General features: G+C 70.2%; 13 protein-coding genes. 11 read left to right on the top strand and 2 right to left on the bottom strand.

Annotated elements, in window-relative coordinates:
* Positions 1 to 84 precede the first annotated feature (84 nt).
* The 11 genes from IB242_RS10085 (at position 85) to IB242_RS10035 (ending at position 13,774) form a co-directional block, all read left to right on the top strand.
* Positions 85 to 741: a response regulator gene (locus IB242_RS10085; RefSeq protein WP_225540381.1), complete on the top strand. Its 657-nt coding sequence runs from the start codon at positions 85 to 87 to the stop codon at positions 739 to 741.
* Between the two features lie 48 nt (positions 742 to 789).
* Positions 790 to 1,656: a 23S rRNA (adenine(2030)-N(6))-methyltransferase RlmJ gene (gene rlmJ / locus IB242_RS10080; protein WP_192278713.1), complete on the top strand. Its 867-nt coding sequence runs from the start codon at positions 790 to 792 to the stop codon at positions 1,654 to 1,656.
* Between the two features lie 63 nt (positions 1,657 to 1,719).
* Positions 1,720 to 2,265 (top strand): GNAT family N-acetyltransferase, encoded by a 546-nt coding sequence (locus IB242_RS10075; protein WP_192278711.1) that lies wholly within the window; start codon positions 1,720 to 1,722, stop codon positions 2,263 to 2,265.
* Positions 2,266 to 2,339: 74 nt separating this feature from the next.
* On the top strand, positions 2,340 to 5,837 hold the full coding sequence (mfd, locus tag IB242_RS10070) for a transcription-repair coupling factor (RefSeq protein ID WP_192278710.1): 3,498 nt from the start codon (positions 2,340 to 2,342) through the stop codon (positions 5,835 to 5,837).
* Between the two features lie 67 nt (positions 5,838 to 5,904).
* On the top strand, positions 5,905 to 6,510 hold the full coding sequence (locus tag IB242_RS10065; protein WP_192278708.1) for an HD domain-containing phosphohydrolase: 606 nt from the start codon (positions 5,905 to 5,907) through the stop codon (positions 6,508 to 6,510).
* Positions 6,511 to 7,277: 767 nt separating this feature from the next.
* Positions 7,278 to 7,625, top strand: a complete 348-nt coding sequence (locus IB242_RS10060) for an STAS domain-containing protein (RefSeq protein ID WP_192278706.1) — start codon at positions 7,278 to 7,280, stop codon at positions 7,623 to 7,625.
* Positions 7,622 to 9,598 (top strand): chemotaxis protein CheA, encoded by a 1,977-nt coding sequence (locus IB242_RS10055; protein ID WP_192278704.1) that lies wholly within the window; start codon positions 7,622 to 7,624, stop codon positions 9,596 to 9,598. The genes IB242_RS10060 and IB242_RS10055 overlap by 4 nt, the downstream gene beginning before the upstream one ends.
* A 37-nt stretch (positions 9,599 to 9,635) precedes the next feature.
* On the top strand, positions 9,636 to 11,300 hold the full coding sequence (locus IB242_RS10050) for a methyl-accepting chemotaxis protein (protein ID WP_192278702.1): 1,665 nt from the start codon (positions 9,636 to 9,638) through the stop codon (positions 11,298 to 11,300).
* A gap of 13 nt (positions 11,301 to 11,313) precedes the next feature.
* Positions 11,314 to 11,838 (top strand): chemotaxis protein CheW, encoded by a 525-nt coding sequence (locus IB242_RS10045; RefSeq protein ID WP_192278700.1) that lies wholly within the window; start codon positions 11,314 to 11,316, stop codon positions 11,836 to 11,838.
* A 21-nt stretch (positions 11,839 to 11,859) separates the two neighbouring features.
* Positions 11,860 to 12,669 carry a CheR family methyltransferase gene (locus IB242_RS10040; protein WP_192278698.1) on the top strand — a complete coding sequence of 270 codons (810 nt, stop codon included), beginning with the start codon at positions 11,860 to 11,862 and terminating at the stop codon, positions 12,667 to 12,669.
* 37 nt (positions 12,670 to 12,706) lie between these two features.
* The gene (locus IB242_RS10035; RefSeq protein ID WP_192278696.1) at positions 12,707 to 13,774 is read left to right on the top strand and encodes a chemotaxis response regulator protein-glutamate methylesterase; all 1,068 of its coding nucleotides are present in this window, start codon (positions 12,707 to 12,709) and stop codon (positions 13,772 to 13,774) included.
* Between the two features lie 24 nt (positions 13,775 to 13,798).
* Here the strand turns inward: IB242_RS10035 and IB242_RS10030 are convergent, their stop codons facing one another.
* Entirely contained in the window at positions 13,799 to 15,355 is a 1,557-nt protein-coding gene (locus IB242_RS10030) for a phospholipase D family protein (RefSeq protein ID WP_192278694.1), read from the bottom strand.
* 153 nt (positions 15,356 to 15,508) lie between these two features.
* On the bottom strand, positions 15,509 to 15,862 hold the full coding sequence (locus IB242_RS10025) for a VOC family protein (RefSeq protein WP_192278692.1): 354 nt from the start codon (positions 15,860 to 15,862) through the stop codon (positions 15,509 to 15,511).
* Positions 15,863 to 15,889: the final 27 nt, after the last annotated feature.

The following is a 15,889-nucleotide window of genomic DNA, read 5'->3' as shown; positions in this document are numbered from 1 at the left end:
TCGCTTGCGCGTGCAGGGCCCGGCGGTAAGATGCGCCTGAGCCGACAGGGAGTCAGCCAGATGGGACAACAACATCCGCTCCGCATGCCACGCCTGCTGCTGGTCGAGGACGATGCGATCAGCCAGACGTATTTCCGCGCGGTCCTCGAATCGCTGCCCGCCCAGGTCGACGTGGTCGCCTCGCAGGCCGGCGCGCTGGCCGCCATCGAGCGCGCCGATTACGACCTGTGGCTGATCGACCTGTCCCTGCCCGACGGCCAGGGCCAGGAGCTGCTCGCACGGCTGCGCCGCCAGCGGCCGCAGGTCCCCGCGCTAGCCCATACCGCCGATGCCGATCCTGCCCTGCGCCAGCCCCTGCTCGCGGCCGGGTTCCGCGACCTGCTGGTCAAGCCGATCCAGGCCGTGGCGCTGACCTCCGCGGTGCGCAGCGCGCTGACCAGCGACAGGCCCGACTGGGACAACGCCGCAGCCGCCAGCGCGATGAACCACAACATGGCCAACGTGCAGGCGCTGCGCGGCCTGTTCCTGGATGAGCTGCCCGGGGCGCGCGCCGACGTGCTGTCCAGCGCGCGTGCCGGCGACAACGAACGCCTGCGCGCGCGCCTGCACCGCCTGCAGGCCAGCTGCGGCCTGGTCGGCGCCTCGCGCCTGGCCGAGGCGGTGGAGTCGCTGCGGCGCAGCCCCGACTCGGCGATCGCGCTGGACCGCTTCGACAGCGCCGCCCGCGCCCTGCTCGGCTGAACGGCGCGGGCGCTACCCGCGTCACGGCCGCATCCCTACACTGCGCGGATGAATTACCGCCACGCCTTCCATGCCGGCAATCATGCGGACGTGCTCAAGCACGTGACGCTGCTGGCGATGCTCGATCTGCTGCAGCAGAAGGACGCCCCGTTCTTCGTGCTCGACACCCACGCCGGCCGCGGCCGCTACCTGCTGCAGTCCGAGGCCGCCGGCAAGACCGCCGAGGCCGCCAGCGGGGTGCTGCGCCTGGCCGGCCTGCAGACACCGCCGGCAGCCATCGTCCGCTACCTGCAGGCCGTGGCCGCGGCCAATCCGGTCGACACCCTGATCGCCTATCCCGGCTCGCCACTGCTGACCGCACAGGCCATGCGCAGCCAGGATCGCCTGGCCGCCTGCGAGCTGCAGCCCGAGGAAGCCGAGGCGCTGAAGTCGCTGTTCGCCGGCGACCGCCGCGTCGCGGTACATGCGCGTGACGGCTACGGCGCGATCCGGGCGCTGCTGCCGCCGCGGGCGGACGGCGTGCGCTACGCGCGCGGCCTGCTGCTGATCGACCCGCCCTACGAAGCGCAGGACGCCGAGTATCCGCGCATCGTCGAGGCGGTGGCCGAATGCCTGGCGCGCTGGCCACAGGCGGCGGTGGCGATCTGGTACCCGATCAAGCAGCGGCGCACGCTGCGGCCGTTCTTCCGCGACCTGGCCGCGCTGCCCGCGCGCGGCCTGCTGCTGGCCGAACTGCTGGTGCGGCCCGACGACTCGCCGCTGCGCCTGAACGGCAGCGGCATGGCCGTGCTCAACCCGCCGTGGAAACTGGATCAGCAGCTGGCCGATGCACTGCCGGTCCTGGAGCGTGCGCTGGGCGAGGATGCCGGCGCCGGCACCCGGCTGGAGTGGCTGCACCGCGAGGGCCAGGCCTGACCGCCGCGCGTGGCGACGCGCGCGCAGTGCACGTCGTTGCCAAAACATGGGAACATCCGGGACATGCCCCGCAACCGGCTCCCTCCCTGGCACGAAGAGTTCGTCCTGCCCAACCGGCGGCCGATCCTGATCCGCCCGATCCGGCCCGAGGACGCCGAACCGCTGCTCGGCGTGTTCGACCTGTTCGATCCGGTCGAGCTGCGCAGCCGCTTCGGCGCCGCGGACGGCGGTCTCGACGAGGCCGGTGCCCGACGCCTGGCCCGGCCCGATCCGAAGAACGAACTGATCCTGGTCGGCACCGAGCCGCTGCCGCCGGGTGAAGCGCTGATCGCCGGCCTGGCCCGCGCACGGGTCGTGCCGGGCACGCGCGACGCCGAGTACACGATCCTGCTCAGCGGCTTCATCGTCGGCCTGGGCTTGGGCCGCCATCTGCTGCAGAAGCTGGTCAAGTGGTCGCGCGGCCGCTACCTGGACCGGCTGTACGGCGACACCCCGGCACGCAACCGTCCGATGCTGGAACTGGCCGAATCGATGGGCTTCCGACCCGATGCGCAGGGCCGCCCGGCGGAGGGCTTCGTCCGGCTGGTGCTCGACCTCGGCGAGGAGTGAGCCCTCGCCCTTCGGCAGGATGGCGACCGGCGTGCATCGCCCGCTGACGGCGCTGCACCTACAATAGTCGGTCAATGCCGTCGCCCAACTCCCTCCTCATTCCGCCGCTGCCGCGGCGCGGCCAGTCCCGCGCCTGGTGGCGTACACCCACCTCACCGTCCGCGCTGGCCTGGCACCTCGCTGCCGCCGCCCGTGCGCACGACGGGCCACTGCTGGTCGTCGCCCGCGACAACCAGGGCGCGCACCAGCTCGAAGCCGACCTGCTGACCCTGCTGGGCCAGGATCCATCGCTGCCGGTGGTGCCGTTCCCGGACTGGGAAACCCTGCCCTACGACCAGTTCAGCCCGCATCCGGACATCATCAGCCAGCGCCTGTCGGCGCTGCAGCGGCTGCCGACGCTCACGCGCGGCCTGGTCGTGGTGCCGGTGCAGACGCTGATGCAGCGGCTGCCGCCGCTGCGCTACATCGCCGGCGGCAGTTTCGACCTGAAGACCGGCCAGCGCCTGGACCTGGACGCCGAGAAACGGCGGCTGGAATCGGCCGGCTACCGCAACGTGCCGCAGGTGCTGGACCCGGGCGACTTCGCCGTCCGCGGCGGCCTGCTCGACGTCTACCCGATGGGCGCCGAGGCGCCGCTGCGGGTGGAGATGCTGGACGACGAGATCGACACGATCCGCCAGTTCGACCCCGAGTCGCAGCGCTCGCTGGAGCGGATCGACGCGGTGCACATGCTGCCCGGCCGCGAGCTGCCGATGGACGAGGCCAGCATCGGCCGCGTGCTGGAACTGCTGCGCGACCGCTTCGACGTCGACACCCGCCGCAGCGCGCTGTACCAGGACCTGAAGGCCGGCATCGCCCCGGCCGGCATCGAGTACTACCTGCCGCTGTTCTTCGAGCAGCCGCAGCGCGCCGGGCGCGACGAACCGAGCACCGCCACCCTGTTCGACTACCTGGGCGCTACCGCTCTGCCGGTGCTGGCCGACGGCGCCAATGCCGCGGCCGATGCGTTCTGGGAACAGACTCGCAGCCGCCACGAGCAGCGCCGCCACGACGTCGAACGCCCCGTACTGGCACCGGAGGCGCTGTACCTGTCGCCGGATGCGCTGCGCGAGCGGCTCAACCAGGGCGCGCGCGTGGAGCTGTGCGGGCCGGAACACGCCCGCCGCGAGGACGCGGCCGCGCTCGGCGACCAGCCGGCGCCGAGCCTGCCGCTGGCGGTGCGCGACCACGCGCCGGGCGAGGCGCTGAAGACCTTTCTCGGCAGCTATCCGGGCCGGGTCCTGATCGCCGCCGATTCGCCCGGCCGCCGCGAGGCGCTGATCGAGGTGCTGGCGCCGGCCGGGATCCAGCCGCAGGTGCTGGCCGATGCGCCGGCGTTCTTCGCCGGCGATGCGCGCCTGGCGATCGCGGTGGCCCCGCTGGAAGACGGTTTCGCACTGGACGCGCCGCCGCTGGCGGTGCTGACCGAGCGCCAGCTGTTCCCCGAGCGCGCGACCCAGCCGCGGCGCAGCCGCCGCGCCGGGCGCGAGCCCGAGGCGATCATCCGCGACCTCGGCGAGCTGTCGGAAGGCGCGCCGATCGTGCACGAGGACCATGGCGTCGGCCGCTACCGTGGTCTGATCGCGATGGACATCGGCGGCATGCCCGGCGAGTTCCTCGACATCGAGTACGCCAAGGGCGACCGCCTGTACGTGCCGGTGTCGCAGCTGCACCTGGTCAGCCGCTACTCCGGCGCATCGCCCGAGACTGCGCCGCTGCATTCGCTCGGTGGCGAGCAGTGGAGCAAGGCCAAGCGCAAGGCGCAGGAGAAGGTCCGCGACGTCGCCGCCGAACTGCTGGAGATCCAGGCCCGCCGGCAGGCGCGCGCCGGCCTGGCGCTGGACGTGGACCGTTCGATGTACGAACCGTTCGCGGCCGGTTTCCCGTTCGAGGAGACGCCCGACCAGCACAGCGCCATCGAGGCGGTGCTGCGCGACCTGCAGTCCAGCCAGCCGATGGACCGCGTGGTCTGCGGCGACGTCGGCTTCGGCAAGACCGAGGTCGCGGTGCGCGCCGCGTTCGCCGCGGCCAGCGGTGGCCGCCAGGTGGCCGTGCTGGTGCCGACTACGCTGCTGGCCGAGCAGCACTACCGCAACTTCCGCGACCGCTTCGCCGACTGGCCGCTGAAGGTCGAGGTGCTGTCGCGCTTCAAGACCAAGAAGGAAATCGAGGCCGAGCTGGAGAAGGTGACGCGTGGCGAAATCGACGTGATCGTCGGCACCCACCGCCTGCTGCAACCGGACGTGAAGTTCAAGGACCTGGGTCTGGTCATCGTCGACGAGGAACAGCGCTTCGGCGTGCGCCAGAAGGAGGCGCTGAAGGCGCTGCGCGCGAACGTGCACCTGTTGACCCTGACCGCGACCCCGATCCCGCGCACGCTGAACATGGCGATGGCCGGGCTGCGCGACCTGTCGATCATCGCGACCCCGCCGCCGAACCGGCTGGCGGTGCAGACCTTCGTCGTGCCCTGGGACGACGCGCAGCTGCGCGAGGCCTTCCAGCGCGAACTGGCACGCGGCGGCCAGCTGTACTTCCTGCACAACGACGTCGAGAGCATCGGCCGCATGCAGCGCCAGCTGCAGGAGCTGGTGCCGGAGGCGCGCATCGGCGTCGCCCACGGGCAGATGCCCGAGCGCGAGCTGGAACGGGTCATGCTGGATTTCCAGAAGCAGCGCTTCAACGTGCTGCTGTCGACCACGATCATCGAATCGGGCATCGACATCCCCAACGCCAACACCATCGTCATCAACCGCGCCGACCGCTTCGGCCTGGCCCAGCTGCACCAGCTGCGCGGCCGCGTCGGCCGCTCGCACCACCGCGCCTACGCGTATCTGGTCGTGCCGGACCGGCGCGCGATCACGCCCGATGCGGAGAAGCGGCTGGAAGCGATCGCCTCGATGGACGAGCTCGGCGCCGGCTTCACCCTGGCCACGCACGACCTGGAAATCCGCGGCGCCGGCGAGCTGCTGGGCGAGGACCAGAGCGGACAGATGGCCGAGGTCGGCTTCAGCCTGTACACCGAGCTGCTGGAACGCGCAGTGCGCTCGATCCGCCAGGGCAAGCTGCCGGACCTGGACGCCGGCGAGGAAGCGCGTGGCGCCGAGGTCGAGCTGCACGTGCCGTCGCTGATCCCGGACGACTACCTGCCCGACGTGCACACCCGCCTGACCCTGTACAAGCGCATTTCCAGCGCCCGCGACAGCGATGCGCTGCGCGAGCTGCAGGTGGAGATGATCGACCGCTTCGGCCTGCTGCCGGATCCGGTGAAGCATCTGTTCGCGATCGCCGAACTGAAACTGCAGGCCAGCGGACTGGGCATCCGCAAGCTGGAACTGGGCGAGAACGGCGGCCGCATCGTGTTCGAGGCAAAACCGCGCGTGGACCCGATGTCGGTGATCCGGATGATCCAGCAGCAGCCCAAGCTGTACGCGATGGATGGCCCGGACAAGCTGCGCATCCGCCACCCGCTGCCCGAGCCGGCCGACCGCTTCAATGCGGCGCGCGCCCTGCTGACCACGCTGGGGCCCGGATGATGGCCGCCCGCCACGCCCGGGCCGCCGGCTGCCCCTGCGCGCACCCTGCCCCGTCCGGTCACCGCGCATGAGCTTCGACGAGGCGCCGGACTTCGGCGATGTCGCCTGCTCGCTGGAAACCCTGGCGCTGGCGATCGAGGTACGCGACAGCTATACCCGCAGCCACTGCGACCGCACCGGCCGCATCGCGGTGGCGCTCGGCCGCCGCTTCGACCTCGATGCCGACGCGCTCGAGCAGCTCGAACTGGGTGCGCATTTCCACGATGTCGGCAAGATCGGCGTACCCGACCAGGTGCTGCTGCATCCGGGCAGGATCAACGACGACGACTGGGTGGCGATGCAGGCGCACTCGGAGATCGGCGAACGGATCTTCCTGGCCAGCCGTCACCGGCATGCGGCCGAGGTCGGCCGGATCATCCGTCATCACCATGAGGCGATGGATGGCAGCGGCTATCCGGATGGCCTGGCCGGCGAACGCATCCCGCTGTCGGCACGCATCCTGCGCGTGGCCGACAGCTACGACGCGATGACCACCCGGCGCCCGTACAGCCCCGAGCGCAGCCACGACGAAGCGATGCGCATCCTGCACGACGAGCAGCACTGCAGGATCGATCCGCAGGTGTATGCGGAGTTCGAGCGCCTGATGCGCGACCGGGCGCTGCGCGAGCGCTGAGCACGGTTCGAATGGCGCAGCCGGTGGGCTGTGGCCCGACGCGCCGTGCGCGCTGCGGACACGGAGCGGCGTGCGCCACCGTCTCGCTGCTGGCGCACGGCGGCGTGCCCGGGCAACGCCCTGCGCACCACGACGCCGGCTTCGGGCGACCCGGACGGTGCAGAGGCGCCGCACACCGCCGGCGCAATGCCGTGGCTCGCGAAGACCTGCCCGTTTCGCCGGCAGGCGGCGGCGCAACGCATCGGTGTCCGCACACTCAACGCGTTGCATGTCACCGCCCCGCGCAAGCCTCCGGACGAGACGGAAGCACCTTCCCCTCCCGGCGACACGTCATTTTGCGAATGAGAGGCACGTCGGCGCATGCATCTACGGCAGTCGCATGCGCGGCGGCAGGAATCGACGTCAGCCGCGAATGAGATGCAGGAGAGCCGCACGCGTCGATGCGGTGGCGATACGGACGCAGCTGCGCGTCATCGCGCGCTCGATCGCGACCACGGGCTGTCGTCGCCGTCTTCAGAAAACCCCTTGAAATCGCGGCCGGCATATCGACGGCCGGCACACCCACACATCGATTCGCTATAGCGAAGGTGTCGCGGAAAAATCCGATGCATTGTCGAAAACGCGACAGGTCGCGGGCTTTCTTCACAACGCATTTCACAACTTTCTTTGAGATTTTCACGCCAGCTTAAAGAATCACCCGGCTGCGTCGTTATCCCAGAACGTGGACGCGGCCCCTCGCCTCCACGCCACTGAGGACAGGTGCAGCGATGAACTGCCCGGCAAGGACACGCAGCGCGGACGACGCGCCGCCGCTGGAGATCGCACTCTCCGGCGGCATGACCATCGAGCACGCCGCCGATCAGGCCAGGCGCCTGCGCGCAGCCCTCACCCATTCCGGGCCGGTCCAACTGGACCTGGGCGAGGTGATCGCGATCGACGTCACCGGCGTCCAGCTGCTGCTGGCGACGACGCGCAGCCTGGCGTCGCATGCCTGGCCGGTCACGCTGCATGGCGTGCCGCCGGCGGTCGAACACGCATTCGCCTTGCTGGGCATCGATCTCGACGTCGTGTCCAGCCCCGCTCCGAACGTCGCCGAAGCAGGCAGCCCCCGATGAACATGGAACAGCTGCTGCAGACCTTCCTCGGCGAGAGCCGCGATCTGCTCGAGGAGATGGAGCGCCACCTGCTGGACATCCGTGCAGGGCAGTGCGGCGACGATGCGGTCAACGCCATCTTCCGCGCCGCCCATACCATCAAGGGCTCGGGAGGCCTGTTCGATCTGACCGAGCTGGTGCAGTTCACCCACGTGGTGGAAAGCGTGCTGGACCTGGTCCGCGATGGCTCCCTGGCGCTGGACCACGATCTGGTCGCGCTGCTGCTCGCGTGCTGCGACCACATCCACCTGCTGGTGGAAGCGGCTGCCGGTGCGCCCGCGCCGGATCCGGCGCAGGCCGCCCCCCTGCTGGCGCGTCTGGAGGTCCACCTGCACGCGACGCACGCTCCCGATGGCGTCGCCAGCGCCGACGCGCCCATGGCGGACAGCGGCCTGTGGCGCATTTCCTACCATCCTCACCCCACTGCGCTGCGCTTCGGCAACTCGCCGCTGCGCGTGCTGCGCTGCCTCAAGGCGCTGGGCACGCTGGAGCAGGTCCGGACCCGCACCGACGGCGTGCCGCCGCTGGAGCTGCTGGAGCCGGAAGCCTGTTACCTGGGCTTCGAGATCGAGCTGCGCACGGACGCGGGGCGCGCACGGATCGAGGAGGTCTTCGAGTTCGTCCGCGACGAGTGCGAGCTGCTGATCGCGCCCGTCGTCGAGGGTGCCACCGCCGCTGCAGCGACGCCGCTGCCGCCGCCGGCCATCGACGATGGCGAGCCGCCGGCTGCTGCCGGAGAAAGCGGTACGGGCGTCCAGGCGAGCGCGCGCGGCGCACGCCAGGAGAGCCGCTCGATCCGGGTCGATGCCGATCGCCTGGACCGCATGATCGACCTGGTCGGCGAGCTGATCATCGCCGTGGCCGGCAGCAACGCCAGCGCGCAGCGCAGCGGCGACGCGGCGCTGCAGGAGTCGACGTCGATGGTCGCCGAACTGGTCGAGCAGGTGCGCGAGAGCGCGCTGCAGCTGCGGATGGTCAAGATCGGCGGCACCTTCAGCCGCTTCCACCGGGTGGTCCACGACGTGGCCCGCGAACTGGGCAAGGACATCGCGCTGGTGGTCAGCGGCGAGGACACCGAGCTGGACAAGTCGGTGGTGGAAAAGATCGCCGACCCGCTGACCCATCTGGTGCGCAACGCGATGGACCACGGCATCGAGCCGGCCGCGGTGCGCCGCGCCTGCGGCAAGCCCGAGCGCGGCACGGTCCGCCTGAACGCCTTCCACGACTCGGGCAGCATCGTCATCGAGATCAGCGACGACGGCGGCGGCCTGGACCGGGAGCGGATCCTGGCCAAGGCGGTCGAACGCGGGCTGATCGACCCGGCCCGGACGCTGACCGATGCCGAGGTGTTCGCGCTGGTGTTCGAGCCCGGCTTCTCCACCGCGGAGAAGGTCACCAACCTGTCCGGCCGCGGCGTGGGCATGGACGTGGTCCGACGCAACATCAGTGCGCTGCGCGGCAGCGTCGACATCGCCAGCCGCCCGGGCATCGGCACCACGATCTCGGTGCGGCTGCCGCTGACCCTGGCGATCATCAACGGCTTCCAGGTCGGTGTCGGCAAGTCGGTGTTCATCCTGCCGCTGGACGTGGTCGAGGAATGCATCGAGTTCTCGTCCGGCTACCAGGCCGAGTACACCGACCTGCGCGGCGGCGTGCTGCCCTATCTGCGTCTGCGCAGCGCGTTCGGCATCGACGGTACGCCGCCGCCGCGCGAAAGCATCGTGGTCGTCAAGCACGGCCCCCAACGCTGCGGGATCGTGGTCGACCAGCTGCTCGGCGAATGGCAGACCGTCATCAAGCCGCTTTCCAGCGTGTTTTCCGGGGTCAGGGGCATCAGCGGCTCGAGCATCCTCGGCAGCGGCGAGGTGGCCCTGATCCTCGACGTCGGCAGCCTGCTGCGCTCCGACGAACCCGACGCACCCCTCGCCGCCTGACCCTCCTTCCAGCATCCGACATCACCAGGTAGATCCCATGATCAAGAATCTTCGCGTCGCCCACAGGCTCGGCCTGGGCTTTGGCCTGCTGAGCGTCATGCTCGTGCTGATGGCCGTCGTGTCCACCCTCAACATGAGGAAGATGGACGCCGCCACCACCAACATCACCGAGGACCGCTTCCCGAAGACGCAGGCCCTCGGCGAGATGATCGTCAACACGCTGGACATCGCCAGGCTCATGCGCGACCTGATGCTGACCGGCCCGGAGCGTCACCAGCCGATCATCGCCACCATCCAGAAGAACCGCGAGGACAGCAGCGAGCGGGTCGCGCGCCTGCAGGCCGTGATCAACACCCCGGAAGGCACGCGCCTGATGAGCCAGATCGTGTCGCGGCGCGAAGCGCTGGCGCCTATCTACGACGACTACTTCCGTCTGGTCGAGCGTTCGGACGAAGAGAGCCAGGCGCAGGCCAAGGCACTGCTGAGCGAGAGCTTCAAGCCGGCCAACGATGCGTACATCGCCAGCCTGAAGGAGCTGTCCGAGTTCCAGCACACGTTGATGCAGCGCAGCGTCGAGGAGTCGAAGGCCGCGTTCGACCAGGCGAACAAGGTCATGATCGCGATCGGCGCCGCCTCGCTGGCGATCGCCATCCTGCTCAGCATCTTCATCACCCGCAGCCTGACCCGCCAGCTCGGCGGCGAGCCGGCCTACGCGATGGAGGTGGCCCAGCGCGTGGCCGACGGCGACCTGGCCGTGTCCATCGTCACACGCGAGGGCGACAAGACCAGCCTGCTGGCGGCCTTCAAGGCGATGGTGGAACGCCTGGCCCAGGTGGTGGGCGAGGTGAACAGCAGCGCCGAGTCGCTGGCGGGCGCCTCCGAGGAAGTCAGCGCGACCGCGCAGGCGCTGAGCCAGGCCGCCAGCGAACAGGCGGCCGGCGTGGAGGAAACCAGCGCATCGCTGGAGCAGATGACCTCCTCGATCGCGCAGAACACCGAGAACTCCAAGGTCACCGACGGCATGGCGGCCAAGGCCTCGCGCGAGGCGGCCGAGGGCGGCGAGGCAGTGCGTTCCACCGTGGTGGCGATGAAGCAGATCGCGCAGAAGATCGGCATCATCGACGACATCGCCTACCAGACCAATCTGCTCGCGCTGAACGCGGCCATCGAGGCGGCGCGCGCCGGCGAGCACGGCAAGGGCTTCGCGGTGGTCGCTGCCGAAGTGCGCAAGCTGGCCGAGCGCAGCCAGGTGGCCGCGCAGGAAATCGGCGATGTCGCCAGCTCCAGCGTGGAACTGGCGGAGAACGCCGGCAAGCTCCTGGACGAGATGGTGCCTTCGATCCGACGCACCTCGGACCTGGTCCAGGAGATCACCGCCGCATCCGACGAGCAGGCCTCCGGCGTCAGCCAGATCAACTCGGCCGTCAGCCAGCTCAACCAGACCACCCAGCAGGCCGCGTCGCACTCGGAGGAACTGGCCGCCACGGCGGAGGAGATGAGCGCGCAGGCCGAGACGCTGCAGCAGCTGATGTCGTTCTTCAAGCTCGGGCAGTCCGATCAGGGCACCCCGCTGGCCGCGCGGCATCGCACCGCGCACCACGCGCCCGTCGCCTCGCGCAGGAACGCAAGGTCGCTGCACGGCGCCGGCAGGAGCCACGGGCGCGCGGAGAGCATCGACGAAAGCCAGTTCAGCCAGTTCTGACCGGAGTCGCGACATGAACGAGCACGCAGCATCCGCCGTCGACACGGCGGAGACGCCGGAACAGTTCCTCACCTTCCTGCTGGGCAAGGAGATGTTCGGCGTCGACATCCTGCCGATCATGGAGATCATCGAGTACCGCGTCCCCACCGAGGTGCCGATGATGCCGCCCGCCCTGCGCGGCGTGATCAACCTGCGCGGCGCGGTGGTGCCGGTGGTGGACTTGGCACAGCGCTTCGGCCGCGGCGCCAGCGAGATCAGCAAGCGCAGCTGCATCGTCATCCTGGAGGTGAACCAGGGCGAGGAGCGGCACGTGCTGGGCCTGCTGGTCGATGCGGTCAGCGAGGTACTGGAGATCCCGGCGGCCGACATCGCCCCGCCGCCGAGCTTCGGCGCCGGCATCCGCCGCGATTTCATGCACGGCATGGGCAAGGTCGGCGAGCGCTTCGTGATCCTGCTCGACACCGATGCGGTACTCGCGGCCGACGAGCTGGCGGCGCTGTCCGGCGCGGCGCGCGAGCCGGCCGAAGCCGTGGCCTGACCGCCCGTCACGGATCGACCGATGAGCGATGCTCCCATCACGGCGCTGGAGTTCAGCAGATTCCAGCGCTTCATCTCCGAACGCGCCGGCATCACCCTGGCCGACAGCAAGAAGGCGATGCTGTGCGGGCGCCTGGGCAAGCGCCTGCGCGCCAACCAGATGACCAGCTACAGCCAGTACCTGCGGCTGCTGGAGGAGGACGTCGACACGCCGGAAGTCCAGATCGCGATCGACCTGCTGACCACCAACGAGACCTACTTCTTCCGCGAACCCAAGCACTTCGACCTGCTGGCCCGGCTGGCGCGCCAGGCGCACGGCAGCGCGCCGTTCCGCTGCTGGAGCGCAGCCTCGTCCAGCGGCGAGGAGGCCTTCAGCATGGCGATGGTGCTGGAGGACGCGCTGGGCGGAAGGCCGTACGAGGTGGTCGGCAGCGACATCAGTTCGCGGGTGCTGGAGCGCGCGCGTTCGGGGCTGTATCCGATGCAGCGCCTGGACCACATGCCGCCGGGCTACCTGAAGCGCTTCTGCCGCAAGGGCAACGGCCGCTACGAGGGCTACATGCTGATCGAGCGCGGCCTGCGCGAGCACGTCAGGTTCCTGCAGCTCAACCTCAACGCGCCGCTGCCGGGCACGGCCCTGGGCATGTTCGACGTGGTGTTCCTGCGCAATGTCATGATCTACTTCGACGGCCCGACCAAGTACGCGCTGGTCAAGCGCCTGCTGTCCCAGCTCCGGCCCGGCGGGCATCTGTGCGTGGGACACTCGGAGAGCCTCAACGAATTCGATCTCGACCTGGTCCAGATCGCGCCGGCCGTCTATCGAAGGCCGTAGCGGCCGGCCCGGCCCGGATGATCACGCAGGGTGGTGCATGAACAAGATCAAGGCGCTGGTGGTGGACGATTCGGCCGTGGTCCGCCAGGTGCTGGTGGGCATCCTCGATGCCGCGACCGGCATCGAGGTGATCGCGGCCGCCGCCGATCCGCTGCTGGCGATGGAGAAGATGCGCCTGCAGTGGCCGGACGTGATCGTGCTCGACGTGGAGATGCCGAAGATGGACGGCATCACCTTCCTGCGCAGGATCATGGCCGAGCGCCCGACCCCGGTGGTGATCTGCTCGACCCTGACCGAGAAGGGCGCGCAGGTGACCATCGATGCGCTGGCCGCCGGCGCGGTCGCGGTGGTCACCAAGCCCCGGCTCGGCCTGAAGCAGTTCCTGACCGAATCGGCCGACGAGCTGGTCGCCACCGTGCGCACCGCCGCGCGCGCCAACGTCAGGAAGCCGGTCGTGCGCGCGCCACTGCCCGCGGTGGAGGTCCGCCACTCGGCCGATGTCATCCTGCCGCCGCAGGGCGCCCGCGCCCTGGACCGGACCACCGAGCGCATCGTGGCGATCGGCACCTCCACCGGCGGCACCCAGGCGCTGGAACAGGTGCTCACCGAACTGCCGCGCGTCTGCGCCGGCATCGTGATCGTCCAGCACATGCCGGAGAAATTCACCGCGGCCTTCGCCGCGCGCCTGGACAAGCTGTGCAGGATCGCGGTGAAGGAAGCGGCGCACGGCGACCGCGTGGTGCCCGGACGCGCCCTGATCGCACCCGGCGGCAGGCACATGCTGCTGCGCCGCAGCGGCGCCCAGTACTTCGTCGAGGTCGTCAGCGGCCCGCCGGTCAACCGCCACTGCCCGTCCGTGGACGTGCTGTTCCGCTCGGTCGCCGGCGCCGCGGGCGGCAATGCGCTGGGCATCATCCTGACCGGCATGGGCGACGACGGCGCCGCCGGCCTGCTGGAAATGCACGAGAACGGCGCACGTACCATCGCCCAGGACGAGCAGAGCAGCGTGGTGTTCGGCATGCCGCGGGAGGCGATCAAGCGCGGCGGCGTCGACCGCGTGCTGCCGCTGGGGGTGATGGCCCGTGAGATCGCCGCCTACCAGTGACCGGCCGGGCGGCGCGCGACACCGCTACAGCTGCGACTCGATTGGCAGCCAGCCGATCGTCCACGCCGCCCCGCGCTGCCACAGGCTGGCATCGGGTTCGTGGCGCCAGACCTTCGCAGGATCCTGCGCGTCGTCGTGCCAGCGCAACGCGCCGTCGACCAGCTCCAGCCGGTAGCTGATCCTGGCGGAGGTCTTGGCCGCGTACAGCGCCTCGAGCTCGGCCGCCGCATCGGGGCATTCGAACAGCAACCCCATCTCGGTGTTGAGGTTCATCGAGCGCGGGTCGAGGTTGAACGAGCCGATGAAGCCATGCCGGCCATCGAACACGAAGGCCTTGGTGTGCAGGCTGGCGCCGCTGGAGCCGAACAGGCTGCCGTCGGTGCGCCCCTGCGGCTTGAGCTCGTGCAGCACCACCCCGCTCTCCAACAGCGGCACCCGGTAGCCCGCGTATCCGCCATGCACCGCCAGCACGTCGTTGGCCGCCAGCGAGTTGGTGAGGATGCTCACCTCGATACCGCGCCGGCGCATGCCGGCGATCCACTCCACGCCATCGGTGCCCGGCACGAAGTACGGGGAGATCAGCTTCACGTCCCGCTCGACCCGCGAGATCCGCTCGACCAGCAGCGGCGTCATCCAGTCGGGCCCGGGCTCGGCGCCCTCGGCCTTTTCCGGCGGATCGGAGACCAGGTCGGCATCGGCGGTCCAGTGCACCTGGCGGCGGCCTTCGAGCAGGTCGCGCACGCGCGGCGACGCCTCCAGCCGTTGCACGTACGGATGCGCGCGCTCGGATGCCAGGCCCGCATCGATGCTGCCGCGCAGCGTGTCCAGCGCCCCCGCGTCGGCCTGCACCAGGGCCGACAGCGGGATCGCCGAGGCGCTGTTCCAGTACGCGTCGAAGATGACCTCCGCCTGCGCCACCGCCGGGCCGACCACGGCGACGTCGGTATCCATGAAGTTCACGTCGGTGGCGGCGTCGAAGTACTCGTCGCCGATGTTGCGCCCACCGACCACCGCGATGCGCCCGTCGGCGATCCAGGTCTTGTTGTGCATGCGCCGGTTGAGGCTGAAGAAACGCAGCAGCAGCTCCATCCCGCGTGCGACGGTGCCCTCGCGCGCGCGGGTCGGATTGAACAGGCGCACCTCGATCAGCGGGTGCTGGTCCATCGCGGCCAGCACCGAATGGCTGCCGTGCACGTTCATGTCGTCCAGCAGCAGGCGCACGCGCACCCCACGGTCGGCCGCGCGCAGGACTTCGTTGTGGATCAGGTTGCCGGTGAAGTCGGCGTGCCAGATGTAGTACTGCAGGTCCAGGCTGCGACCGGCCGCACGGGCGGTGGTCGCGCGCACCGCGAACGCATCGATGTTGTCGCCCAGGATCACCATGCCGGTCTCGTCGGGCCGGGCGTCGGTCAGCGGCGCGATCGCGCGGTCGATCGGCGTCTGCAGCGCCAGCGGCAGCGCATGCACCTGCGGTCCGCGGGCGCTCTCGGCGAAGCGTCCATAGGCGTACAGCGACAGCAGCGAGGCCAGCGCGAACGCCAGCAGCGCGATGCCGATCCATTTCAACGCCCTCTTCTTCATCCCTGGCCCCGGGTGACGGTCCCGCCGATTGTAGGGCGCGCGCGCGACGGAGGCGTGTGTGGCGCCCTGCCCGCGCCGCCGCCCGTTCACCCCGCGCGATCAGCCGCCCGGCAACTGCGCGGATGCGTCTGCGTCCCGCCCCTTGAACGTGGCCTAGATCCGATGCCCGTCCGGATCGACGACGAACGCCGCGTAATAGCCCGGCCCGTAATCCGGACGCAGTCCGGGCGCGCCGTTGTCGCGGCCACCAGCGGCCAGCGCGGCACGATGGAAGGCGTCGACCGCGGCGCGCGACGGCGCGGCGAAGGCCAGATGGAATCCAGGACCCGGCGCGGCGGCATCGCCATGCAGCTTCAGGCACAGCAGGTCTTCGTCGTCTTCCAGGCCATACCCGACCGCGGTGTCGTCCTCGAACACCCGCCGTTGCCCGATCGCGGCCAGAACCGCATCGTAGAAGGTCGCGGCGACCTGCAGGTCGCGCACGCCCAGGGACAGGTGATGGAACATCGTGTCGACCCTGCGGATATCGCGGTA

The sequence above is a fragment of the Xanthomonas sp. XNM01 genome, from assembly GCF_014851915.1.
In the GTDB taxonomy this organism is placed as follows: domain Bacteria; phylum Pseudomonadota; class Gammaproteobacteria; order Xanthomonadales; family Xanthomonadaceae; genus Pseudoxanthomonas.
This window is presented reverse-complemented; position numbering and strand designations above follow the sequence as displayed.

Coding starts and splice junctions, on each gene's coding strand:
- IB242_RS10025 (WP_192278692.1), bottom strand. CDS start 15,862: ATGTTCCATCACCTGTCCCTGGGCGTGCGCGACCTGCAGGTCGCCGCG.
- IB242_RS10030 (WP_192278694.1), bottom strand. CDS start 15,355: ATGAAGAAGAGGGCGTTGAAATGGATCGGCATCGCGCTGCTGGCGTTC.
- IB242_RS10035 (WP_192278696.1), top strand. CDS start 12,707: ATGAACAAGATCAAGGCGCTGGTGGTGGACGATTCGGCCGTGGTCCGC.
- IB242_RS10075 (WP_192278711.1), top strand. CDS start 1,720: ATGCCCCGCAACCGGCTCCCTCCCTGGCACGAAGAGTTCGTCCTGCCC.
- IB242_RS10085 (WP_225540381.1), top strand. CDS start 85: ATGCCACGCCTGCTGCTGGTCGAGGACGATGCGATCAGCCAGACGTAT.
- IB242_RS10045 (WP_192278700.1), top strand. CDS start 11,314: ATGAACGAGCACGCAGCATCCGCCGTCGACACGGCGGAGACGCCGGAA.
- IB242_RS10060 (WP_192278706.1), top strand. CDS start 7,278: ATGAACTGCCCGGCAAGGACACGCAGCGCGGACGACGCGCCGCCGCTG.
- IB242_RS10050 (WP_192278702.1), top strand. CDS start 9,636: ATGATCAAGAATCTTCGCGTCGCCCACAGGCTCGGCCTGGGCTTTGGC.
- rlmJ (WP_192278713.1), top strand. CDS start 790: ATGAATTACCGCCACGCCTTCCATGCCGGCAATCATGCGGACGTGCTC.
- IB242_RS10065 (WP_192278708.1), top strand. CDS start 5,905: ATGAGCTTCGACGAGGCGCCGGACTTCGGCGATGTCGCCTGCTCGCTG.
- IB242_RS10055 (WP_192278704.1), top strand. CDS start 7,622: ATGAACATGGAACAGCTGCTGCAGACCTTCCTCGGCGAGAGCCGCGAT.
- mfd (WP_192278710.1), top strand. CDS start 2,340: ATGCCGTCGCCCAACTCCCTCCTCATTCCGCCGCTGCCGCGGCGCGGC.
- IB242_RS10040 (WP_192278698.1), top strand. CDS start 11,860: ATGAGCGATGCTCCCATCACGGCGCTGGAGTTCAGCAGATTCCAGCGC.